The sequence below is a fragment of the Halopseudomonas sp. Lyrl_26 genome (genome assembly GCF_051948695.1).
Classification (GTDB): domain Bacteria; phylum Pseudomonadota; class Gammaproteobacteria; order Pseudomonadales; family Pseudomonadaceae; genus Halopseudomonas; species Halopseudomonas formosensis.
In genome coordinates this window covers 1-19,892 of sequence record NZ_JAYJLH010000005.1, presented here as the reverse complement: position 1 = coordinate 19,892, position 19,892 = coordinate 1, and the positions used below count along the sequence as shown (strand labels likewise).

The 19,892-nt window shown below is 64.5% G+C and carries 15 protein-coding genes; 11 read left to right on the top strand and 4 right to left on the bottom strand.

Features of this window, described 5'->3' with window-relative positions:
* The 3 genes from VF673_RS08310 to VF673_RS08300 all read left to right on the top strand — a co-directional run bounded on the left by VF673_RS08310 (position 1) and on the right by VF673_RS08300 (position 3,839).
* Positions 1-1,956 carry a MacB family efflux pump subunit gene (locus VF673_RS08310; protein WP_440291583.1) on the top strand — a complete coding sequence of 652 codons (1,956 nt, stop codon included), beginning with the start codon at positions 1-3 and terminating at the stop codon, positions 1,954-1,956.
* The gene (locus VF673_RS08305; protein ID WP_440291582.1) at positions 1,946-3,337 is read left to right on the top strand and encodes an efflux transporter outer membrane subunit; all 1,392 of its coding nucleotides are present in this window, start codon (positions 1,946-1,948) and stop codon (positions 3,335-3,337) included. Before VF673_RS08310 ends, VF673_RS08305 begins: the two co-directional genes overlap by 11 nt.
* Before the next feature lie 61 nt (positions 3,338-3,398).
* Entirely contained in the window at positions 3,399-3,839 is a 441-nt protein-coding gene (locus tag VF673_RS08300; RefSeq protein WP_090537704.1) for a hypothetical protein, read from the top strand.
* A gap of 3 nt (positions 3,840-3,842) precedes the next feature.
* On the opposite strand, the gene VF673_RS08295 is transcribed toward VF673_RS08300, so the two are convergent.
* The gene (locus VF673_RS08295; RefSeq protein WP_440291581.1) at positions 3,843-6,716 is read right to left on the bottom strand and encodes an HD domain-containing phosphohydrolase; all 2,874 of its coding nucleotides are present in this window, start codon (positions 6,714-6,716) and stop codon (positions 3,843-3,845) included.
* A gap of 187 nt (positions 6,717-6,903) precedes the next feature.
* On the opposite strand from VF673_RS08295, the gene VF673_RS08290 reads away from it, so the two are divergent.
* The 3 genes from VF673_RS08290 to ligB all read left to right on the top strand — a co-directional run bounded on the left by VF673_RS08290 (position 6,904) and on the right by ligB (position 10,742).
* A complete protein-coding gene (locus VF673_RS08290; RefSeq protein ID WP_440291580.1) occupies positions 6,904-7,860 on the top strand; it encodes an alpha/beta fold hydrolase in 957 nt (318 codons plus the stop codon).
* A gap of 196 nt (positions 7,861-8,056) precedes the next feature.
* Complete coding sequence (locus VF673_RS08285; protein ID WP_440291579.1) at positions 8,057-8,710, top strand: 7-cyano-7-deazaguanine/7-aminomethyl-7-deazaguanine transporter; 654 nt, start codon at positions 8,057-8,059, stop codon at positions 8,708-8,710.
* 397 nt (positions 8,711-9,107) lie between these two features.
* Positions 9,108-10,742 (top strand): NAD-dependent DNA ligase LigB, encoded by a 1,635-nt coding sequence (ligB, locus tag VF673_RS08280; protein WP_440291578.1) that lies wholly within the window; start codon positions 9,108-9,110, stop codon positions 10,740-10,742.
* 278 nt (positions 10,743-11,020) lie between these two features.
* Here the strand turns inward: ligB and speA are convergent, their stop codons facing one another.
* Positions 11,021-12,937, bottom strand: a complete 1,917-nt coding sequence (speA, locus tag VF673_RS08275; protein WP_440291743.1) for an arginine decarboxylase — start codon at positions 12,935-12,937, stop codon at positions 11,021-11,023.
* Between the two features lie 318 nt (positions 12,938-13,255).
* Between speA and ectA the strand changes: the two genes are divergently transcribed.
* The 5 genes from ectA to VF673_RS08250 are packed head-to-tail and all read left to right on the top strand — an operon-like array spanning position 13,256 to position 17,889.
* A complete protein-coding gene (gene ectA, locus VF673_RS08270) occupies positions 13,256-13,795 on the top strand; it encodes a diaminobutyrate acetyltransferase (RefSeq protein WP_440291577.1) in 540 nt (179 codons plus the stop codon).
* A complete protein-coding gene (ectB, locus tag VF673_RS08265) occupies positions 13,792-15,078 on the top strand; it encodes a diaminobutyrate--2-oxoglutarate transaminase (protein ID WP_440291576.1) in 1,287 nt (428 codons plus the stop codon). The genes ectA and ectB overlap by 4 nt, the downstream gene beginning before the upstream one ends.
* Before the next feature lie 14 nt (positions 15,079-15,092).
* Complete coding sequence (locus VF673_RS08260) at positions 15,093-15,494, top strand: ectoine synthase (RefSeq protein ID WP_090541179.1); 402 nt, start codon at positions 15,093-15,095, stop codon at positions 15,492-15,494.
* Between the two features lie 8 nt (positions 15,495-15,502).
* Positions 15,503-16,429, top strand: coding sequence for an ectoine hydroxylase (gene thpD / locus VF673_RS08255; protein WP_440291575.1), 927 nt, complete (start codon positions 15,503-15,505; stop codon positions 16,427-16,429).
* A 26-nt stretch (positions 16,430-16,455) separates the two neighbouring features.
* On the top strand, positions 16,456-17,889 hold the full coding sequence (locus VF673_RS08250; protein ID WP_090541181.1) for an aspartate kinase: 1,434 nt from the start codon (positions 16,456-16,458) through the stop codon (positions 17,887-17,889).
* A 160-nt stretch (positions 17,890-18,049) separates the two neighbouring features.
* On the opposite strand, the gene VF673_RS08245 is transcribed toward VF673_RS08250, so the two are convergent.
* Together VF673_RS08245 and VF673_RS08240 are read right to left on the bottom strand one after the other, a co-directional pair.
* Complete coding sequence (locus VF673_RS08245; protein ID WP_090541182.1) at positions 18,050-18,919, bottom strand: alpha/beta fold hydrolase; 870 nt, start codon at positions 18,917-18,919, stop codon at positions 18,050-18,052.
* Between the two features lie 131 nt (positions 18,920-19,050).
* Positions 19,051-19,767: an SIMPL domain-containing protein gene (locus tag VF673_RS08240; protein WP_440291574.1), complete on the bottom strand. Its 717-nt coding sequence runs from the start codon at positions 19,765-19,767 to the stop codon at positions 19,051-19,053.
* Positions 19,768-19,892 lie beyond the last annotated feature (125 nt).

Below are 19,892 nucleotides of genomic sequence, written 5' to 3'. Positions count from 1 at the left end.
ATGAGTACTCCCCTGATCCGCCTCGAGGGCATCGGCAAGACCTACCGCAATGGCGAGCTGGCCACCACGGTGCTGCGGGACGTGGACCTGGAAATTCACGACGGCGAGTTCGTTGCCATCATGGGTGCCTCCGGCTCCGGCAAATCCACCCTGATGCACCTGCTCGGCTGCCTCGACCAGCCCACCACCGGCCGCTATCTGTTCGAGGGGCAGGACATCGCCCGGCTCGACAGCGACGAGCTGGCCAGCCTGCGCAGCCGCACCTTCGGCTTCATCTTCCAGAGCTATCACCTGATCTCCTCGGCCACCGCCACCGAGAACGTGGAGGTGCCGGCTATCTATGCGGGTCTGCCCCGCGACCTGCGCCATGCCCGCGCCGAGGAGCTGCTTACCGGCCTGGGCCTGGGCGAACGCCTGGGCAACCGACCCAACCAGCTGTCCGGTGGCCAGCAGCAACGGGTATCCATCGCCCGGGCGCTGATGAATGACGCCCGCATACTGCTGGCCGACGAACCCACCGGCGCCCTGGACAGCAAGAGCGGGCAGGACGTGCTGCAGCTGCTCAAGGACCTCCACGCCCGGGGCAAGACGGTGATAGTGATCACCCACGACCGGGATGTGGCCAACCATGCCGATCGACTGATCGAGATCCGCGACGGACGCATCATCCATGACAGCGGCCCGAAACAGACCACGCCGGCTGCTGCCCCAACCCCCGCACCGGCCTCGGCGGCGCCGCGCAGCCAGGGCCTGGCGCCCCTCGGCGACACCAACGAGGCGATCCGCATGGCTCTGCGGGCACTGCGCGCCAACCTGTTCCGCACCGTGCTGACCCTGCTGGGTATCGTCATCGGTGTGGCTTCGGTGGTGGTGATGCTGGCGGTGGGCAATGGCGCCCGCCAGGATGTGGTCGAACGTATCAGCGACATGGGCACCAACCTGCTGATAGTACGACCGGGGGCGCCCAACACCCGGCGTTCGGCCGACGGCAGTACCAACACCCTGACCGCCGAGGACGCCGAGGTGGCCGCCACCATAGACAACGTGGTGGCAGCGGTACCCGAGGTGGAAACCCGCGCCACCGTACGCGCCGGCAACACCGACGCGCAGACCAGCATTACCGGGACCACGGCGGATTACGTGACCGCCAAGAGCTGGCCGCTGGAGCGGGGCGTGTTCCTCAACGACGACGACAACCGCCGTTACGCCGCCGTGGCGGTGATCGGCCGCACCGTTGCCGGCAACCTGTTCCCCGGCCAGGACCCGCTGGGCCAGTATCTGCTGATCCGCAACGTGCCCTTTCTGATCATCGGCGTGATGCAGGAAAAGGGCGCGACGCCCTGGGGTCAGGACCAGGACGATGTCGTCATAGTCCCACTCAACACCGCCAATAATCGGCTGATCGGCTCCCGCCACCTGAGCAGCATCAGCGTGCTGATCGATGACCTGCGGCTGTCAGACGCCACCCAGGAGGCGGTGCGGCAGGCGATACTGGCCAACCACGCCGGGGTCGAGGACTTCCAGATCCGCAACATGGCCTCGCTGCTGGAAAGCGTGGCCAGCACCCAGAACACCTTCACCGTGCTGCTGGGTTCGATCGCCGCCATCTCCCTGCTGGTGGGCGGTATCGGGGTGATGAACATCATGCTGGTGAACGTCTCCGAACGCACCCGCGAGATCGGTATCCGCATGGCTACCGGCGCACGCACCCGCAACATCCTCCAGCAATTCATCGTCGAGGCCGTCGTGGTCTCAGCCATCGGCGGCGCCATAGGGGTGGTCAGCGGACTGGGCTTTGCCAGCCTGCTGCAGTACTTCGGCACTCCGATCCAGTTCACTCCCGGCCCGGTGCTGCTGGCCTTCGGCTGCGCCTTCGCGACCGGTCTGATCTTCGGCTTCATGCCTGCCCACAAGGCAGCGCATCTTGATCCAGTGGTGGCCCTCAGTGCGGACTAGATACAGCCTTTCCCTTGCCATCGGCCTGGCCCTGCTGGCCGGCTGCAGCCTCTCCACGCCGGTACCGCAAAGCGCGATACAGGCCCCGGCACAATGGAACACCAGCATCGAGGCCAGCGTCTGGCCCAGCCCCGAGTGGTGGCAGGAATACCAGCAGCCACAACTGGCGGACCTGATCGACCGGGCGCGCACCGGCAACCTCGATCTGGCCAGTGCCGCCACCCGCCTGCTGCAGGCCGACGCGCAGCTGCGCCAGAGCGGTGCCAGCCTGCTGCCGAGCCTGGATGGCAATGCCAGCGGCCGGCGCAGCGGCGGAGACGGCCAGAGCACCGGCAACAGCTTCGGCGCCACCCTCAACGCCAGCTACGAGGTGGATTTCTGGGGCCGCAATCGGGCCGCTGTGCAGGCGGCCTCCGCCAACCTGAACGCCACCCGCCATGACCTGGCGGCACTGGCCATCAGTACCGAGGCAGCGGTGGCCAGTGCCTGGTTCCAGCTGGTCGAGAATCGGGCGCGGCTTGAGCTGGCCCGGGACAATCTGGCTGCGGCCGAGCAGGTCCTGGAGATTGTCGAGGCGCGCTACCGCTATGGCGCTGACGACAGCCTGGCGGTCAGCCAGCAGCGGGCGCTGGTCGCCCAGCTGCGGGCCAATCTGCCGTCGCTGGAGCAGCAGACGCTGCAGCTGCGCAACAGCCTGGCGCTGCTGCTGGGCCAGGGCCCGGAATTCGATCCGGGCGTACTGCCCGAGATGGACGGTATCCGGGTACCCGAGCCCGGTGCAGGCCTGCCCTCGGAGCTGCTCGCCCGCCGGCCGGACATCCGCGCCAGCGAAGAGCGCCTGCTGGCCGCCAATGCCAACCTCTCCGTTGCCCGGGCGGCGCTCTACCCGAGCATCCAGCTGACCGGCAACTACGGCGCCCAGAGCAGCTCGCTGTCGGATCTGCTCAGCAACCCGCTGAACACCTGGGGACTGGCAGCCGGGCTGACCCAGCCGATCTTCAATGCCGGGCGCATCCGTGCGCAGATCGATATCAGCGAAGCGGTTCAGCAGGATGCGCTGATCAGCTACCAGCGCGCCATTCTGGATGCCCTGATCGACGCCGACACCGCCCTCGGCGCCCTGCAGCAGGCACGCCAGCAGTACCAGCTGCAGCAGGAGGCAACGGCAGAGTCGGAGCTGGCCTTCGAACTGGCCCGGGCCCGCTACCGGGCCGGCGCCATCACCCTGCAGAACCTGCTGGATACCCAGCGCTCGTTCTTCCAGAGCCAGGACAGCCTGGTGCAGCAGCGGGCCGCCTGGCTGCAGGCCACGGTCAACCTGTACCGGGCTCTCGGCGGTGGCTGGCACGAGACATCGGATCAGGTCCGCCAGCCCGGTTAGCCAAGCAGGGTGCGAGCAAGTACCATAGGCGCTGTCCCATCGTCTGCCCATGGAGAGCCACTTGTCCGCCCTGCGACTCGCCACGCTGGAACAGCGTCATTTCCAGTTGCACAGCACTGCACTGGAGCAGCTTACCGAACATCTGAACGGTCTGGACGCACTGTGCCGCACCCTGGGCGTCACCCCTCTGAGTCGCTTTGTCGATCCCACGGCGCTGGAGTTTGCCGAGGCCAGCCGACTGCTGCCGGCGGAGGAACGCGGCCCGCTGATTCCCGACGGTGAAACCGGGCTGGCCTGGGGTATCGAGGATATGGCCTGGTTTCCGGCCAGCACCGGCATGACCACCCTGGAGGCGCTGAGCGCTTATCTGCAGCGCAACCGCCCGCGGGAGCTGACCGGGGCCAGACACCCGCAACTGCTTGCCGATCTGGCCTTCTGCGAATCCTGCCTGGGGCCGCTGGAGGCCGAAGGCGGCCAGTTTCACCTGGCTGCCGGCCACTGATACTCAACCGTCCTGCAGCGCCCTCGCCTGCCGCAGCTCTTCCAGATACCCCGGCACATCGACCTCATCCAGCTGCTCCGGATGCAGATACTTGTGCGCGTACGTCAGGTAGACACCGGATGACAGGAACAGGGCCAGCAGCTCGGCGTCGATGTGCTGCTCGCGGGCCATGCGCACCATGATCCGGATGGATTCCGACAGTGTCTTGGGCGCCTTGTAGGGGCGATCGGCGGCGGTCAGCGCCTCGAAGATATCGGCGATGGCCATGATGCGCGCCGGCACACTCAGCTGCTCTGCGGCAAGACGCCGGGGGTAGCCTCCCCCGTTGAGCTTCTCGTGGTGGTTGGCCGCGATATCCGGCACCTGCTGCAGGGACCGGGGGAACGGCAGGGTACTGAGCATCACCAGGGTATGGACTATGTGCTCGTTGACCTTGAACCTTTCCTCCGGCGTCAGCGTGCCCCTGCGCACCGTCAGGTTGTGCAGTTCGCCGAAGTGATGGGCGTACTCCGGCAGTGTCATGTCGAAGCCCCAGCGGTTGCGCGGGTCATCCGCTTCGACCGGCGGGCGGCGCTCGCCCCAGGGAATCCGATGTTCGGGGCGGTCCGCCAGCAGTTGTTCGGTGGCCGGAAGCGGACGCTCGGGCACCGATTCCAGACGCGCCAGCTCCTCCGCCGACAGGCCCAGCCGGTCATCGAAGTGCCGCTTCCAGGTCTGCCGGGCAATCTCTTCCAGTTTCTGAACATAGTCCTCGGACATGGCCTCGGAGCCGATATTGGCGGTGGCTACCAGTTCGAAATCGCGCTGCAGCTGGGCCAGGCGTTCATTCAGCGCTGCGGCCAGCGCAGCCTCATCCTCCCCGGCGCAGCGACCCTGCCAGTAGGCCAGCTGGGCATCCCGGTGCAGTACCTCGAAGCGGGTGCGGATCTCGTGGATGCGGTTGTACAGGGTTTCCAGCTTGGTTGCCTTGTCCACCACATATTCGGGGCTGGTGATCTTGCCGCAATCATGCAACCAGGCCGCGATACGGAAGGCGTAGCGCTCCTCCTCGTCCGGCTGGTAATCACGCAACGGGCCACTACTGACCGTCGCCGCCTGCTGCAACAGCATCTCCGCCAGCTCCGGCACCCGCTCGCAGTGGCCGCCGGTGTAGGGTGATTTGGCGTCCACCGCGTGGGCCAGCACCTTGATGATTGCCTCCAGCAGGGCCTGCTGCTGTTCGAACAGCTGACGGGTCTCGATGGCCACCGCCAGGGTTCCGGACAGGCTCTGCAGGAAGCGTTGCAGGTACGGCTGCACATTGGCATCGGTCTGCTCCGCCCGCTTGATCGCCAGCACCCCGAGCAGGGTGCTTTTGCGATCATGCAAGGGCAACAGCTCGAACCCGGGGTAACGCTCCCGTACCGCGTCCAGTGCCGCATAGACCTCCCCAGGCAGGGACTCGGACAAGGTGAACCGCTTGCGATACCGCTCGTCTCCATAGACGGCAGCCAGCTCCAGCAGATCGTTATCCTCATCACACAGGTAGACCACACCACCCTCGCCATCCACCGCCTTGACCAGATGCTCCAGCACCACCGGCAGCATGCGTTCCAATTGCATCTCGTGACTGAGACAGGAAGTAATCGCCTGAAAATGCGTGATCGCCCTGAGCATGTGGGAAGTCGCCAGCTGCAGTTCATTGACTTCCCGAACATAGGAACGCATCGGCGGTGTGGCGGAGAATCGGAAATCCGCCAACGCCTCGACCCAGCCGGCCAACTGGCGGATCGACCGTCCCAGCCGCAGTCCCAGCACCCATCCGAGCATCAGCACTGCCAGCACAAGGCCAGCGGCCCATACGATCTGATGCCGCAGCAGCGCCCGGGCCTCGCGCAGCAGCTCCCAGGCCGGAATGGCAATCAGGATGCGCGCGTCGGTCTGTTCGAATCCGCGCAGCGGCAGGTTGAGGCCGTACCAGATCTCCCCATTCACCGAAAACGGCGTCGGCCTGCTGTCGGACGACCAGTGCTGCAGTTCCAGCAGAGGTGCCACACCCAGTTCTTCCAGGCTGGCCAGACGGAAGCCGGCCCCCTCCCCCCTGATCAGCCGCTCCGGGTCGGGATAGGCGATGACGCCCACCTCGGCATCCACGATCGCCAGTTCAGTACTGCTGGTCAGACGCAGATCGCGCATTTCCGCCGCCAGATCATCCACCGCCGCGTCCATGCCGATCACCGCATCACCTGCCTGGCTGCGCACCGCCAGGCTGACCCCTACCTCGCCGGTGGTGAAGAATACATAGGGGTGAGTCATGACGACGCGCCCCGACTCTTCAGCCTCCTGATACCAGGGGCGCTGGCGCGGATCGAACCAGTAATCGGGGGTACTGCGCTCGCCGACCATCTGCAGATCCTCGCCCAGAAACAGCCAGCGCCCGCGCAGCGAGCCGCGCTCATCGAAGGCAACACTCTGCAGCAGGTAGGTCGCATCATCCGGCGCTGCGGCAATCCGGGGCGTGCCCGATTTAAGGGGACGCAGCAGGAGGAACTCGCCCGTGTCGTAACCGACATACACGGCGCTGAGCATGGGGTTGCCGCTGAGTGTCTCGGCCAGAGCCGGCAACTGGGCAAAACGCTCCTCCAGGCTGTCGGCGGCGGCGATGCGGTCATGGGCCAGAACCCGGATCACACTCTGGGCCGGCAGGGTCAGACGCCGCGCCCGCTCGTTGAGCACCATGGCCAACTGGCGCGCCGAGTCGTTTGCCGCCGCAACCAGTGCTGCCGTGCCGCCCCGGTAGCCTTGCACCATCACTATCGACAACATGGCCAGCACACACACGACAATGGCCCCAGCGATCAGCCATTGAATAGGTAATCCCTTGCGCTGCTTTCGCATCGTTCCCCCAGACACCCTGCCCGTCCCCATCAGGGCAATGTGCTATCAGCATAGTGCAGATCAGTCAGGCTTCCACAGAAAATGGCGTGATAAGTCGCGGCGGTCGCCGGGTATCCATACGGTCAATGGGGCAAGCCAGAACGGTGCCGATTTGTCATAGTAGGCAAAACTACAAGGGGCACTTCTCATGCTACGAAGCGAACAGCACATTCTGGATGTGAACGATATCCAGCTCAGCGTACATGTCGCAGGACCCGAGGATGGCCAGCCGGTCTGGCTGCTGCACGGTTTTCCCGAGTGCTGGTATTCCTGGCGACACCAGATGCAGGCGCTGGCCGATGCGGGCTACCGCGCCTTCGCACCGGAAATGCGTGGGTATGGGCGCAGCAGCGCTCCTGCCGCCATTGAGGCCTATGACATCCTCACCATCTGCGCCGACATCCAGCGCGCCATGGATCACTTCGGCCATCAGCAGGTCGCCATGGTGGGACATGACTGGGGCGCCAACATCGCCTGGTATCTGGCGCTGCTGGAACCCGAACGGGTCAAGGTGGTCAGCGGCATGTCGGTTCCCTTCGGCGGGCGGCCCAAGCGGCCGATCATCGACATGATGCGCGAGCGCTTCAAGGACAAGTTCCTGTACATCCTCTACTTTCAGGAACCGGGGCCGGCCGAGGCCGAGCTGGAAGCGGATATCCCCCGCACCCTACGCATCCTGATGCACGGCCGCCCCAACTCCGGCAACGGCCTGATATCCGAAAAACCGGCTGACTCGCGCTGGCTGGATGACTACACCGACCCCGGCGAGCCGCCGGCCTGGTGCCCGCCGGAGGCCTTTGACGTGTATGTGGAAACCTACCTCGACAACGGCTTCCACGGGCCGATCAACTGGTATCGCAACTATGAGCGCAACTGGGAGCGCACCGCCGATCTGGCTGGCAAACAGGTGCTGCAACCGGCCCAGTTCATCATCGGCGACCGCGACCCGGTCGGCAAACTGGAGAGCTTCACCATCGAACGCATGCCCCAGGTGGTCCCCCGGGTCGAGCAGCACATCATCGAGCGTTGCGGCCACTGGGTGCAGAGCCAGAAGCCCGAGGAGGTGAATGCCCGGCTGCTGGCTTTCCTGCGCCGGCATTACTGAATATGCGACGCCGGCGAGGAACACTCGCCGGCCCCAATCCGGAAGGAGGATCACCAGCCCGTCCAGCTCCCACCATTCGTTGACCAACTCGTTGACCAACCGTACTGGCCTCACTCACCTCAAAACGGTATAGTACGCGCCGTCGCCAATCCCGGCGGCATGGGTTCCCTAACCCCATCCATCAAAAAGGTGATACATGACTGCAACTTCCCCCGCGCGCCTGCGCCATGCCCTGGCGTGGCTGATCGGCTTCCACGTTCTCATCATCATCGCCAGCAACTATCTGGTTCAGCTGCCCTTTACCCTGTTCGGCTTCCATACCACCTGGGGTGCCTTCAGCTTTCCCTTTATCTTTCTGGCCAGCGACCTGACCGTACGCCTGCTCGGCAAACAGACCGCTCGCCGGGTCATCGCCCGGGTGATGCTGCCGGCACTGCTGGTATCCTATGTGGTATCGGTACTCTTCCAGCAGGGCACCTTCCGCGGTTTTGAAGCCCTCGGCGAGTTCAACAGCTTCGTGCTGCGCATTTCCCTGGCCAGCTTCATGGCCTACGTCTGCGGCCAGCTGCTGGACATCCAGGTATTCGACCGCCTGCGTCGACTGAAACACTGGTGGGTAGCACCCAGCGCCTCGATGATCCTCGGCAACCTGCTGGATACCTTCGTGTTCTTCTCGGTGGCCTTCTGGCGCAGCAACGACGAATTCATGGCCGCCAACTGGGTGGAAATCGCCAGCGTCGATTACGCCACCAAGGTAGTGGTCTGCATCATGCTGTTCGTGCCCCTGTACGGCATAGTGCTCAACGCCATACTGCGGCTGCTGGCCGGACGGCAACCCGCGACGGCCTGAGCCAGACCGCAGGCGTAGCGCAGGTGCGCTACACCCCGGGGTGCGCCCTCCCCGGGAATGTCGAGCCCCCCTGGGAACGTCGAGCCCACGGGCCGCGATCGGACTCGATGGAGGGACTCGCCGGCAGCACAGCGGACGAGCTGGTGCTCGTCCCTCCCAGCACAGCGCCCCCACACTCCTGCCCGCCCGGAAACGCCGTCCTCCCGGGAACGTCGAGCACCAGCTCGATGACAGTCCCCGGCAACTCCCGGACGAGCCGATGCCCGTCCCTCCCGGATCCAGTTCACATCCTGCCTCCGCCATCTGCCACCTGCGCCACAGTTCCGGTCTCGGCCACTTGCCCGGCCTTCCCCTGCTGACCACAGTGCCCGCTGACCTCAAGCAGGGAGGCTGCAGCATGCGCCCATGGATCCTCATCACGCTGTGCCTGGCTACTGCGATGGCCCGCGCCAGCTGCCCCGAAACCGAAACAGGCACCCACACGGAAATGACCCGCCTCGCCGATCAGATCCGGCAGTGGGACCAGGCCTATCACGAACGGGGCGAGTCCCCGGTCAGCGACGACATCTACGATCAGGCGCGGCTGCGCCTGCAGCGCTGGCAGCAGTGCCATTCCGTTACTGTGAGCGAATACCGACCGACTGGCGGCACCCTGCCGCACCCCGTTGCCCAGACCGGGCTGAACAAGATCCACACCGCAGATCAGGCGCGGCAATGGATACAGGCACGCCGGCAGCAGCAACTATGGATCCAGCCCAAGGTGGATGGGGTTGCCATTACCCTGCACTACCGCGATGGGCGGCTGCAGCGGGCCATCAGTCGCGGTGACGGAGTCTCGGGGCAGGACTGGACCGCCCACGCCCGGCGCATACCCGCCGTCCCGCAACGCTGGCCGTCAGCGCAGCAGGTGGTGCTCCAGGGTGAGCTTTACTGGCGGCTGGAGCAGCATGTCCAGGCCCGGGACGGCGGTGCGGGTGCCCGGGCGCGGATTGCCGGATTGATGAACCGCCAGCGGATCGACGATCGGGACCTGCCCGGTATCGGTCTCTTCGTCTGGGACTGGCCTGACGGCCCCGCCACCATGCAGGAGCGTCTTGCGCAGATGAGCGCCGCCGGTCTGGATACCGCGACCTACACACTGGCGTTCGACAACCTTGCCAGCGCCGAGACCCAGCGCCAGCGCTGGTACACCCAGCCTCTGCCCTTCGCCACCGATGGTGTGGTGTTGCGCCAGAGCAGTCGCCCCGCCGCCAACCAGTGGCGCGCCGCGCCGCCGCACTGGGCCACCGCCTGGAAACACCCCGCTCGCTCGGCGCTGACCCGGGTCGAGGCGGTCAGCTTCAGCATCGGTCGCAGCGGGCGCATCACACCGGTACTCGAACTGGAGCCGATTCAATTGGATGACCGCCGCATCAGTCGCGCCAGCCTCGGTTCCCTGCGGCGCTGGCAGGATCTGGATGTGCTGCCGGGGGATCTGGTGTCCATCCGGTTATCCAGTCAGGCCATCCCGCAGTTGCAGCAGGTAATCAGCCGCAGCGACAGTCGCACGCCACCGACCACCCCGGACCCGGCACGCTACCACCCCCTCAGTTGCTGGACGCTGAGCGAAGGCTGCCGTGAGCAGTTTCTCGCCCGGCTGAGCTGGCTGAGCGACGCTCGCGGACTGGATCTGCCCGGTGTCGGCCCGGGCAGCTGGGCTTGCCTGGTCGATGCGGGTGCGCTGGACGGGCTGCTGGACTGGCTGGAAGCCAAGAGGCTGCCGAGCGACTGCGGCAGTCGGCTGGCGGAACAGCTGAAACCCGCGCACCAGCGCAGTTTCAGCCGCTGGCTGCAGGCGCTGGGCATGCCCGCCACCGGCGGAGCCGGGTTGCCCCGGGACTGGGATAGGCTGGCGGCGCGCAGTGTCGACCAATGGCAAGAGCAACCCGGCATAGGCCCGACCCGGGCGCGGCAGCTGGTGGCCTTCTTCGGGCATCCGGAGGTGAACCGACTGCGCCGGCAACTTGCGGACGCGGGAGTGGAGGGGTTCTGAGCGGGCGCTGTGGACGAGCTGGTGCTCGTCCCTCCCGGGGCCGAATCGGCAAGTATCACGGGTTGGCGAGCACCCCGGGCCGCGATCGGACTCGCCAACATGCTTTGCACGATCAGCCAACAAAGGCGTAGCGCAGGTGCGCTACACCCCGGAGGCCGCGCCCCCCTGGGAACGTCGAGCACTAGCTCGATGGACGGACTTGCCGGTAACGCAGCGGACGAGCTGGTGCTCGTCCCTCCCGGGACCGGCGAGCGCCTCGGGTCGGCGCTACACCCCGGTTACTCGGCGGTCAGGTAGGACGATCGGGTCAGACCCAGGCGCAGCATGTCCAGGTACCTGGCCCGCTCAGCCGGGCTCAGGCGCGCGCCGGCGACCTTGTCCCGGTAGCGGGCGACCAGCTCGTCCGGCTCGAAGTGGACATAGCGCAGCATGTCCTCGATGGTGTCGTGGGTCTCCACCCCGCCGTGCACGACCCGGCCATCGTCCAGCTGGTATACGTTGACCGAGTCGGTATCGCCGAACAGGTTGTGCATGTCACCGAGGATTTCCTGGTAGGCGCCGACCATGAAGATGCCCAGCAGATAATCCTCGCCCTCGCGCAGTTCGTGCACCGGCAGGCTGCTCTCGATGCTCTGCTCGTCGACGTAATGGCGGATCTTGCCGTCCGAGTCACAGGTCAGGTCCTGCAATACGGCCCGGCGCAGGGGTTCCTCGTCCAGCCGGTTCAGCGGCACTATCGGCAGCACCTGATCGATGGCCCAGGTATCGGGCAGGCTCTGGAACACCGAGAAGTTGCAGATGTACTTGTCCGCCATCTTGTCATTCAGCTCGTCGAGCACCTGGCGGTGGGAGCGCTGACGCGCCTTGAGCAGGGAATACAGACGGTTGCACAGGGCGAAATAGCACTGCTCGGCCAGCGCCTTCTCCGACAGACTCAGCTTGCCGGCCGCATACTGGCCCGCAACGTCGGTCATGTAGTGGGTTGCGCGCCAGTATGTCTCGGTGACCATCTCGATGTCGGTCTGCCCGAGCAGCCCGACCAGAGCCTGCAGCGCCTGGGGCAGTTCCTCCACATTGTCGATCAGCGGGATGGCCGCATTGTGCCGCTCCACGTCGGTTACCTGAACCACCAGCACCGCGTGATGCGCAGTCAGTGCCCGCCCGCTCTCGGAAAAGATGTGCGGATGCGGCAGCCCCTGTTCCTCGCAGAATTCCTTGAGCATCAGCACCACGGTACGGGCATATTCGCCGATGTCGTAGTTGATGGAGCTGGCGTTGCGCGAGTGAGTGCCGTCGTAGTCCACCCCCAGGCCGCCGCCGACATCGATATGGTCGACCGGCAGGCCGAGGGCACGCAGCTCGCCGAAATAGCGGATGGCCTCACGGAAGCCGTGCTGGTAGTCCGCCAGGTTGGCGATCTGCGAGCCCATGTGAAAATGCAGCAGCCGTACCCCGGCCTCCAGGCCGGCCTGACGGAACTGATCGACCACCCGCAGCAGCTGTGCGGCGGACAGGCCGAACTTGGACTTCTCGCCGCCGGTATCGGCCCATTTGCTCGACGCCAGCGACGACAGCCGCACCCGCAGGCCGACCTGCGGCGTCAGCTGCAGGCTGGCAGCCTCCTCGATCACCAGATCGACCTCGGACTCCTTTTCGATCACGATGAAAACGTTATGCCCGAGCTTCTGCCCCAGCAGTGCCAGGCGAATGAACTCCCTGTCCTTGTAGCCGTTGCAGACGATGGTGCCGCCCTTGGGGGCCAGTGCCAGCACCGCCATCAACTCCGGCTTGGAGCCGGCTTCCAGACCGATGGCCACGTCCTCGGTGGCAATGATGTTCTTGACCACTGCCTCCTGCTGATTGACCTTGATCGGATACAGCGCGGTGTAACGACTCTGGTAGTCCAGTTCGGCAATGCTGCGATCGAAGGCCGAGGTCAGCTGGCGCACCCGGTCCTGCAGTATGTCGGGAAAGCGCAGCAGCAACGGCAGGTCAAGACCACTCTCGCGCAGCTGGCCGACCAGTTCGTGCAGATCGATGCTTGGCGCCAGGTCCGACCGTGGCCGCACCTCGACATTGCCCTGCTCGTTCACGTTGAAGTAACCCGCCCCCCAGTGCCGGATGCCATAGACGCTGCGGCTGTCCCCCACCGTCCAGGCTGATGCGTCCTCCTTGCGGGAGCGTCGCGATATCACCATGTATGAACCCTCGGCCCTGCCTGTTTGACCTCCAGCATAAACCAGTTTGCCGGGCCGAACCGCCCGGAAGGCGGGCCGATGGAAAAATATTTTTTTGTCGAATCATTCCAGTTTCCCGCAGTCACAAAAAAGGTCTAGGCACCTCCCACAACCCATGCAGGGCAAGGGTCACAGCAAACTCAACGACGAATACTTAACAGCTGTAAATATGTGAACACGAGAGGAACAGGGTCACAAGTCACAACAATCAAGGGTTGTGATCGTTTTTCAGATGTGTTTACCATAAAAATGAATTTACAAGTAAACATTAATTTCATGTCTTCCAAGTCTTATTCGCTACGCAGGCCGCGTGCGACCGATGGATACGCTCTGAACCAGCTGGTCAAGCGCTGCCCGCCTCTGGATACCAATTCCGTCTACTGCAACCTCCTCCAATGCTCCGACTTTTCGGCCACCGGTATCGCTGCCGAAGACAGCCAAGGTGAGCTGGTCGGCTTCATTTCCGGCTACCGACCACCCTCGCGTCCCGACACCCTGTTTGTCTGGCAGGTCGCCGTTGACAGCCGCATGCGCGGTCAGGGCCTGGCACTGAACATGCTGCTTGCACTGATCAGGCGCTGCGCCGCCGATGGCGTGCGCTGGCTGGAGACTACCATCTCCCCCGGCAATACCGCCTCCGAGGCGCTGTTCGCCAGGGCCTTCAGCACCCTCGATGTTCAAGCCGAGACCCGGGTGCTCTTCAGCCGCGCCGAGCATTTCGATGGCCAGCACGATGACGAGGTGCTGTACCGCGCCGGCCCCTTTTCCCCCTCTGCACTTTCCACACTTTCCGATAAAACCCAGGAGTCTGCATGAACACCTTCGAACAGTTTGAACAACACGAGTCCGGTATTCGCAGCTACTGCCGTTCCTTCCCGGTGATATTCAAGCAGGCGCGTGGCGCCGAGCTGGTCACCACCGAAGGCAAGACCTATATCGACTTCCTCGCCGGTGCCGGCACCCTCAACTACGGGCACAACCACCCGATCATCAAGCAGGCGCTGATCGAGTATCTGCACAGCGATGGCCTGACCCATGGTCTGGACATGTACTCCGAAGCCAAGGAGCGCTTTCTCGAGACCTTCCATCGGGTGATCCTGGAGCCACGCGGGCTGGGCAATCATGTGGTGCAGTTCACCGGCCCGACCGGTGCCAACTCGGTGGAAGCGGCGCTGAAACTGGCGCGCAAGGTCACCGGGCGCAGCAATATCATCAGCTTCACCAACGGGTTCCACGGCTGCTCCATCGGCGCCCTGGCGGCCACCGGCAACCAGCATCACCGTGGTGCCGCCGGCGTGCCCCTGACCGACGTCAGCCGTATGCCCTATGCCAACTACTTCGGCGACAAGGTCAACACCATCTCGATGATGGACAAGCTGCTCAGCGACCCGAGCAGCGGCGTGGACAAGCCCGCCGCGGTCATCGTAGAAGTCGTCCAGGGCGAAGGCGGCCTGAACACCGCTTCCGCTGACTGGATGCGCAAGCTGGAGAAGCTGTGCCGCAAGCACGACATGCTGCTGATCGTCGATGACATCCAGGCCGGCTGCGGCCGTACCGGCACTTTCTTCAGCTTCGAGGAAATGGGCATCAAGCCCGACATCATCACCCTTTCCAAGTCCCTCAGCGGCTTCGGTCTGCCCTTTGCCGTGGTGGTCCTGCGCCGGGAGCTGGACCAGTGGGAACCGGGTGAACACAACGGCACATTCCGTGGCAACAACCACGCCTTTGTCACCGCTACCGCCGCGCTGGAACATTTCTGGACCAGCAGCGAATTCGCCGACAGCGTCAAGGCCAAGGGCGCGCTGATCCGCGAGCGCATGCAGAAGATCGTCCGCCGCCATGGTCCCGACTCCCTGTTCGTCAAGGGTCGCGGAATGATGGTAGGCATCAGCTGCCCGGACGGTGACACCGCCGCCGCCATCTGCGCCGAGGCCTTCGAGCGCGGTCTGGTCATCGAGACCAGCGGCAACCACAGCCAGGTGGTCAAGTGCCTGTGCCCGCTGATCATCAGCGAGGAGCAGATCCACAAGGCCATGGACATTCTCGACGCCGCCTTCGCCAAGGTCATGGCGGCCGAAGTTCAGAACAAAGCATCCTGAGGAAAAGACAGAACATGATCGTACGTACCCTGAAAGACTGCGAAGCATCCGAGCGCAAGGTTGTAACCGAAACCTGGGACAGCACCCGGATGATCCTGAAGGAGGACCGCATGGGCTTCTCCTTCAACATCACCACCATCTACGCGGGCACCGAGACCCACATCCACTACCAGAACCATCTGGAGTCGGTGTACTGCATGAGTGGCAACGGCGAGATCGAGACCATTGCCGACGGCAAGGTCTACAAGATCGAGCCCGGTACCCTGTACATCCTCGACCAGCACGACGAGCACCTGCTGCGGGGCGGTACCGAGGACATGAAGATGGCCTGCGTATTCAACCCGCCGCTCACCGGTCGTGAAGTCCACGACGAGAACGGCGTCTACCCCGCCGACCTGAGCGCCGAACCGGCATAGGAGAAGCAATGTCTGTCGTGCAAGCTGACCTTTATCCGTCACGCCAGCACAACCATCCCCGCTGGCAGGACCGACTGGACCGCATCGCCTGGCGCAAGGATGCCCCAGATTCACCCCTGACCGAGCAGCAGCTGTCGCGCTTCGAGCGCGACGGCTTCCTGGTCATCGAGAACCTGTTCAGTGCCGAGGAGGTCGCCGTGTTCAAGGCCGAACTCCAGCGCATGAGCAAGGACCCGAAGGTGCTCGAAGCCCCCACCGCCATCCGCGAACCGGACAGTGGTGCCCTGCGCTCGGTATTCGCCATCCACCGGGACAACCCGCTGTTCGCTCGGGTCGCCCGGGATGAGCGCACCGCCGGACTGGTACGCCACCTGCTGGATGGCGATATCTATGTGCACCAGTCCCGCCTCAACCTGAAACCGGGCTTCAAGGGCAAGGAGTTCTACTGGCACTCCGACTTCGAGACCTGGCACACCGAGGACGGACTGCCGCGCATGCGCACCATCAGCTGCTCCATCCTGCTGACCGACAACCACCCCTGGAACGGGCCGCTGATGCTGATTCCCGGGTCGCACCGACACTTCATCAGCTGCGTCGGGCAGACCCCGGAGAACCACTATCAGCAATCCCTGCGCCGTCAGGAGTTCGGCATACCCGACGAGGACAGTCTGACCCGGCTGGTCGAGCGCTACGGCATAGAGCAGGCGACAGGGCCGGCCGGGAGCGTAGTGCTGTTCGACTGCAACACCCTCCACGGCTCGGGCAGCAATATCGCCCCCAGCCCCCGGAGCAATCTGTTCTTCGTCTACAACCACATCGACAACCGGCCAGAGGCACCCTTCGATGGCATGCCGCCGAGACCGGACTTCGTCGCCGAACGCGGCCCCGTCGAGCCCCTGGACATCGGCCCGCAGCACTACCGCGAGTCGCCATGAATTCACCGGATGAAAGAAAGGCAATCATGCATACAGTAGAGAAAATCGGCGGCACTTCCATGAGCCGCTTCGATGAAGTACTGAACACCATCTTCACCGGACAGCGCCGAGGCAGCGAGCTGTACAACCGCATTTTCGTGGTTTCCGCCTACGGCGGCATGACCAACCTGTTGCTGGAGCACAAGAAGAGCGGCGAGCCGGGCGTCTATGCCCGCTTCGCCGACGCCGAGAACGAGGACGCCTGGCTGGAGGCGCTGGAGCGGGTGCGTGCGGCCATGCTGGCCAAGAACGCCGAACTGTTCAGCGCCGAATATGAGCGTCACGCCGCGGACCGCTTTATCGGCGGGCGCATTGACGATGCCGCCGAGTGCATGCGCAACCTGCGCAAACTGTGCTCCTACGGCCACTTCCAGCTGGACGAGCACCTGCTCAAGGTGCGCGAGATGCTCGCCTCCCTGGGCGAGGCGCACAGCGCCTTCAACACCGTGCTGGCGCTCAAGCAGGCCGGTGTCAATGCCCGTCTGGTCGACCTGACCGGCTGGGATCTGCAGGAGCCCAAGAGCTTCCGCGACATGATCAGCGACAGCTTCGCCGGTATCGACTTTTCCCGGGAGCTGGTGGTCAGCACCGGCTACACCCACTGCAGCGAAGGCCAGATGAAGACCTTCGACCGCGGCTACAGCGAGATCACCTTCGCCCAGATCGCTGCCAGCACCGGCGCGCGGGAGGCCATCATCCACAAGGAGTACCATCTGTCCAGTGCCGACCCGAATCAGGTCGGGGTGGACAAGGTGGTCACCATAGGCCGCACCAACTACGATGTGGCCGACCAGCTGTCCAACCTGGGGATGGAAGCCATCCACCCCCGCGCCGCCCGCACCCTGCGCCGCGCCGGCATACAGTTGCGCATCAAGAACGCCTTCGAGCCGGATCATGCCGGCACCACCATCAGCCAGAACTACTGCAGCGAAAAACCCTGCGTGGAGATCATCGCCGGGCGCAAGGACGTTTACGGCCTGGAGGTCTTCGACCAGGAAATGCTCGGGGATGTCGGTTACGACATCGAGATCAGCAGCCTGCTCAAGCAACTCAAGCTGTATGTGGTGAACAAGGACTCCGATGCCAACAGCATCACCTGGTACACCGCCGGCTCACGCAAGGCCCTGACCCGGGCCGTGCGCCTGATCAAGGAACGCTACCCGATGGCCGAGGTGAACCTGCACAACATCGCCATCGTCTCGGCGATCGGTTCGGATCTGAAGGTCAAGGGCATCCTCGCCCGCACCGTCGCCGCCCTGGCCGAGGCCGGCATCAGCATCCAGGCCATCCACCAGTCGATCCGTCAGGTGGAGATGCAATGCATCATCGACGAAGCCGATTACGACGCGGCGGTGGTGGCACTGCACAGAGCGCTGATCGAACCGGAGAATCATGGGGATGTGATTGCGGTGGCTTCCTAGCTGAGCCCTTTCCCCTCTTCCCCCTCTCCCCCATCCCCTCTCCCGCGGAGGGGAAAGGGGAGCTATGCCAGCCAGTTCCGATGTTACCCTCTGACCCAGATTGCCCCTCTCCCCTGGCGGGAGAGGGCTGGGGAGAGGGGGCAAGTTGTGGCAATCAAACTCACCCCTCCAGCAAAAATGCCCTCACCCTTTCCGCCGCCAGCGCCGAGTTCTCCTGCATGAAGCAATGCCCGCCCGGCAGCGACTCGACCGTGACCATGGGATTACGTCCGGCCAGTTGCAGCGCGGACTGGCGGACGAAGGGGTAGGTCTGGTCGCCATGGATCAGCCGCACCGGAATAGCGATGCGCGACAGTGCGCGCCAGAGCCCATGGGGGGATGACTCGAAGATTTCCGCTTCCCGCTCCGGCAGGCATTTGAGGGTTACGCCCTGCCCCGGCTCCTCGCGCAGGGCGTGGAGGACATGCGCACGCATGGCCTCTTCCTCCCAGCCGCGGAAGATCCCCCGCCCGTTCAACCGGGCGTAGGCCTCTTCGGCGTCCTGCCAATGGGTACGCCGACGCCGGGCCGCATCGGCCATGGGGTTGCGCAGCAGCGGCCCGAGCAGATTGCGCAGCAGGATCAGACGACGGGGAAAGAGCACCGGGTCCAGCAGTACTGCGCGCTCGAACAGTTGCGGGTGGGCGGAGACGAACAGACTGGTCAAGACGCCGCCGAAGCTGTGCCCGCAGGCGTACCTGGGCACATTGCCGAAGCGCGGGCAGCCGGCCACGAAGGCTTCCACCGCCAGCTCGGCGTTCTGGTTCCAGCCCCTGAAGGCGCCCCCATGATCACTGTCGCCGTGGCCCTGCATATCGCACAGCCAGAGGTCGAAGTGGCCGGCCAGCTTTTCCAGCATGGGCTCGTAGGTGCGGGTACAGAACCCATTACCGTGGATGAAATGCAGCAGCGGCTTGCCGCTGGGCGGCGTATGCCAGCCGCGCAAGGTGAATCCGGCCGAACTCTCGTGCGACCAGGGTAACAACGTCATGCCTGAACTCCCCCGAAAACCAGCCCCCGAGTCTATTACCTGGGGGAACCGATGTCAGGTCGTTCACGGCGAAATCATTGCGCTGGATGATGGCGCTCCGCTTTCAGGCATGCCGGGAAGCCGCTGGGGCCTCAGCGCAGGATGTAGTCCACGCTGGTTACCACCCGTACCTTCTTGGTCTCGGGGGTGTACTGGTCCACATCCTCGATACTGAAATACCCTTGGCTGGCGCGGCGGATGCTGCCAACTTCGGCGCCGGCGTCCCGGGCGAACTGGTCGGCGGCGGCCCGGGCCTCGCGGGTGGCTTCAGCGATCATCTCCGGCTTGATGGCGTTGAGCTGGGTGAAGAGGAACTGCGGCTGGTGTTCATAGCTCTGGGTCAGCGCCACACCGGATTTGACCAGCTCACCGACGCTCTGCATGCCTTCCTTGACCCGCTGGATATCCCCGGTGCGCACCAGCACTGTCACTTCGGCGCGATAGCGCTGGGGCGGCAGGTTGTTGCCGTAGAGGTTGGCGTGCTGATCAGTGATCTTGGGCATGGACAGCTGCAGGTCCTGCTCGGCAAAGCCCTTGAGCAGCAGGTAGGAACGGATCAGATCCTGCTGCGCGTCGATATCACTCTGCAGCACATCGAGACTGTCCCCCAGTACCGTGAAGTTGATCGGCCACAGCGCCAGATCGGCCTCCACCGTGCGCTCGGCCAGCCCCTTGACGCTGACCACACGGTCGGAATCTCGGAACTGCAGCAGTCCGGTCTTGATGCTGACAGCCATGAAGGCCAGTGCCAGGGCCAGCAGCGCGGCGGCTATCACGGCAAACAGGGAAACGCGGGAGCTTTCGGTCATGCCTGAGGGTCCTTATTCTGACGAAGATCTGTACGTGCGAAAGTAGCACGATATTCTCCGGATGGGACGAGCACCAGCTCGACCACGGCGTGACGGCCAGCTCCGCTCATCGAGCCGGTGCTCGA

Excerpts from the sequence above, each read along its gene's own strand:
- VF673_RS08310 (WP_440291583.1), top strand. The coding sequence starts at position 1 with ATGAGTACTCCCCTGATCCGCCTCGAGGGCATCGGCAAGACCTACCGC.
- thpD (WP_440291575.1), top strand. The coding sequence starts at position 15,503 with ATGTCTGTCGTGCAAGCTGACCTTTATCCGTCACGCCAGCACAACCAT.
- VF673_RS08245 (WP_090541182.1), bottom strand. The coding sequence starts at position 18,919 with ATGACGTTGTTACCCTGGTCGCACGAGAGTTCGGCCGGATTCACCTTG.
- VF673_RS08250 (WP_090541181.1), top strand. The coding sequence starts at position 16,456 with ATGCATACAGTAGAGAAAATCGGCGGCACTTCCATGAGCCGCTTCGAT.
- ligB (WP_440291578.1), top strand. The coding sequence starts at position 9,108 with ATGCGCCCATGGATCCTCATCACGCTGTGCCTGGCTACTGCGATGGCC.
- VF673_RS08285 (WP_440291579.1), top strand. The coding sequence starts at position 8,057 with ATGACTGCAACTTCCCCCGCGCGCCTGCGCCATGCCCTGGCGTGGCTG.
- VF673_RS08290 (WP_440291580.1), top strand. The coding sequence starts at position 6,904 with ATGCTACGAAGCGAACAGCACATTCTGGATGTGAACGATATCCAGCTC.
- ectB (WP_440291576.1), top strand. The coding sequence starts at position 13,792 with ATGAACACCTTCGAACAGTTTGAACAACACGAGTCCGGTATTCGCAGC.
- ectA (WP_440291577.1), top strand. The coding sequence starts at position 13,256 with ATGTCTTCCAAGTCTTATTCGCTACGCAGGCCGCGTGCGACCGATGGA.
- VF673_RS08260 (WP_090541179.1), top strand. The coding sequence starts at position 15,093 with ATGATCGTACGTACCCTGAAAGACTGCGAAGCATCCGAGCGCAAGGTT.
- VF673_RS08240 (WP_440291574.1), bottom strand. The coding sequence starts at position 19,767 with ATGACCGAAAGCTCCCGCGTTTCCCTGTTTGCCGTGATAGCCGCCGCG.
- VF673_RS08295 (WP_440291581.1), bottom strand. The coding sequence starts at position 6,716 with ATGCGAAAGCAGCGCAAGGGATTACCTATTCAATGGCTGATCGCTGGG.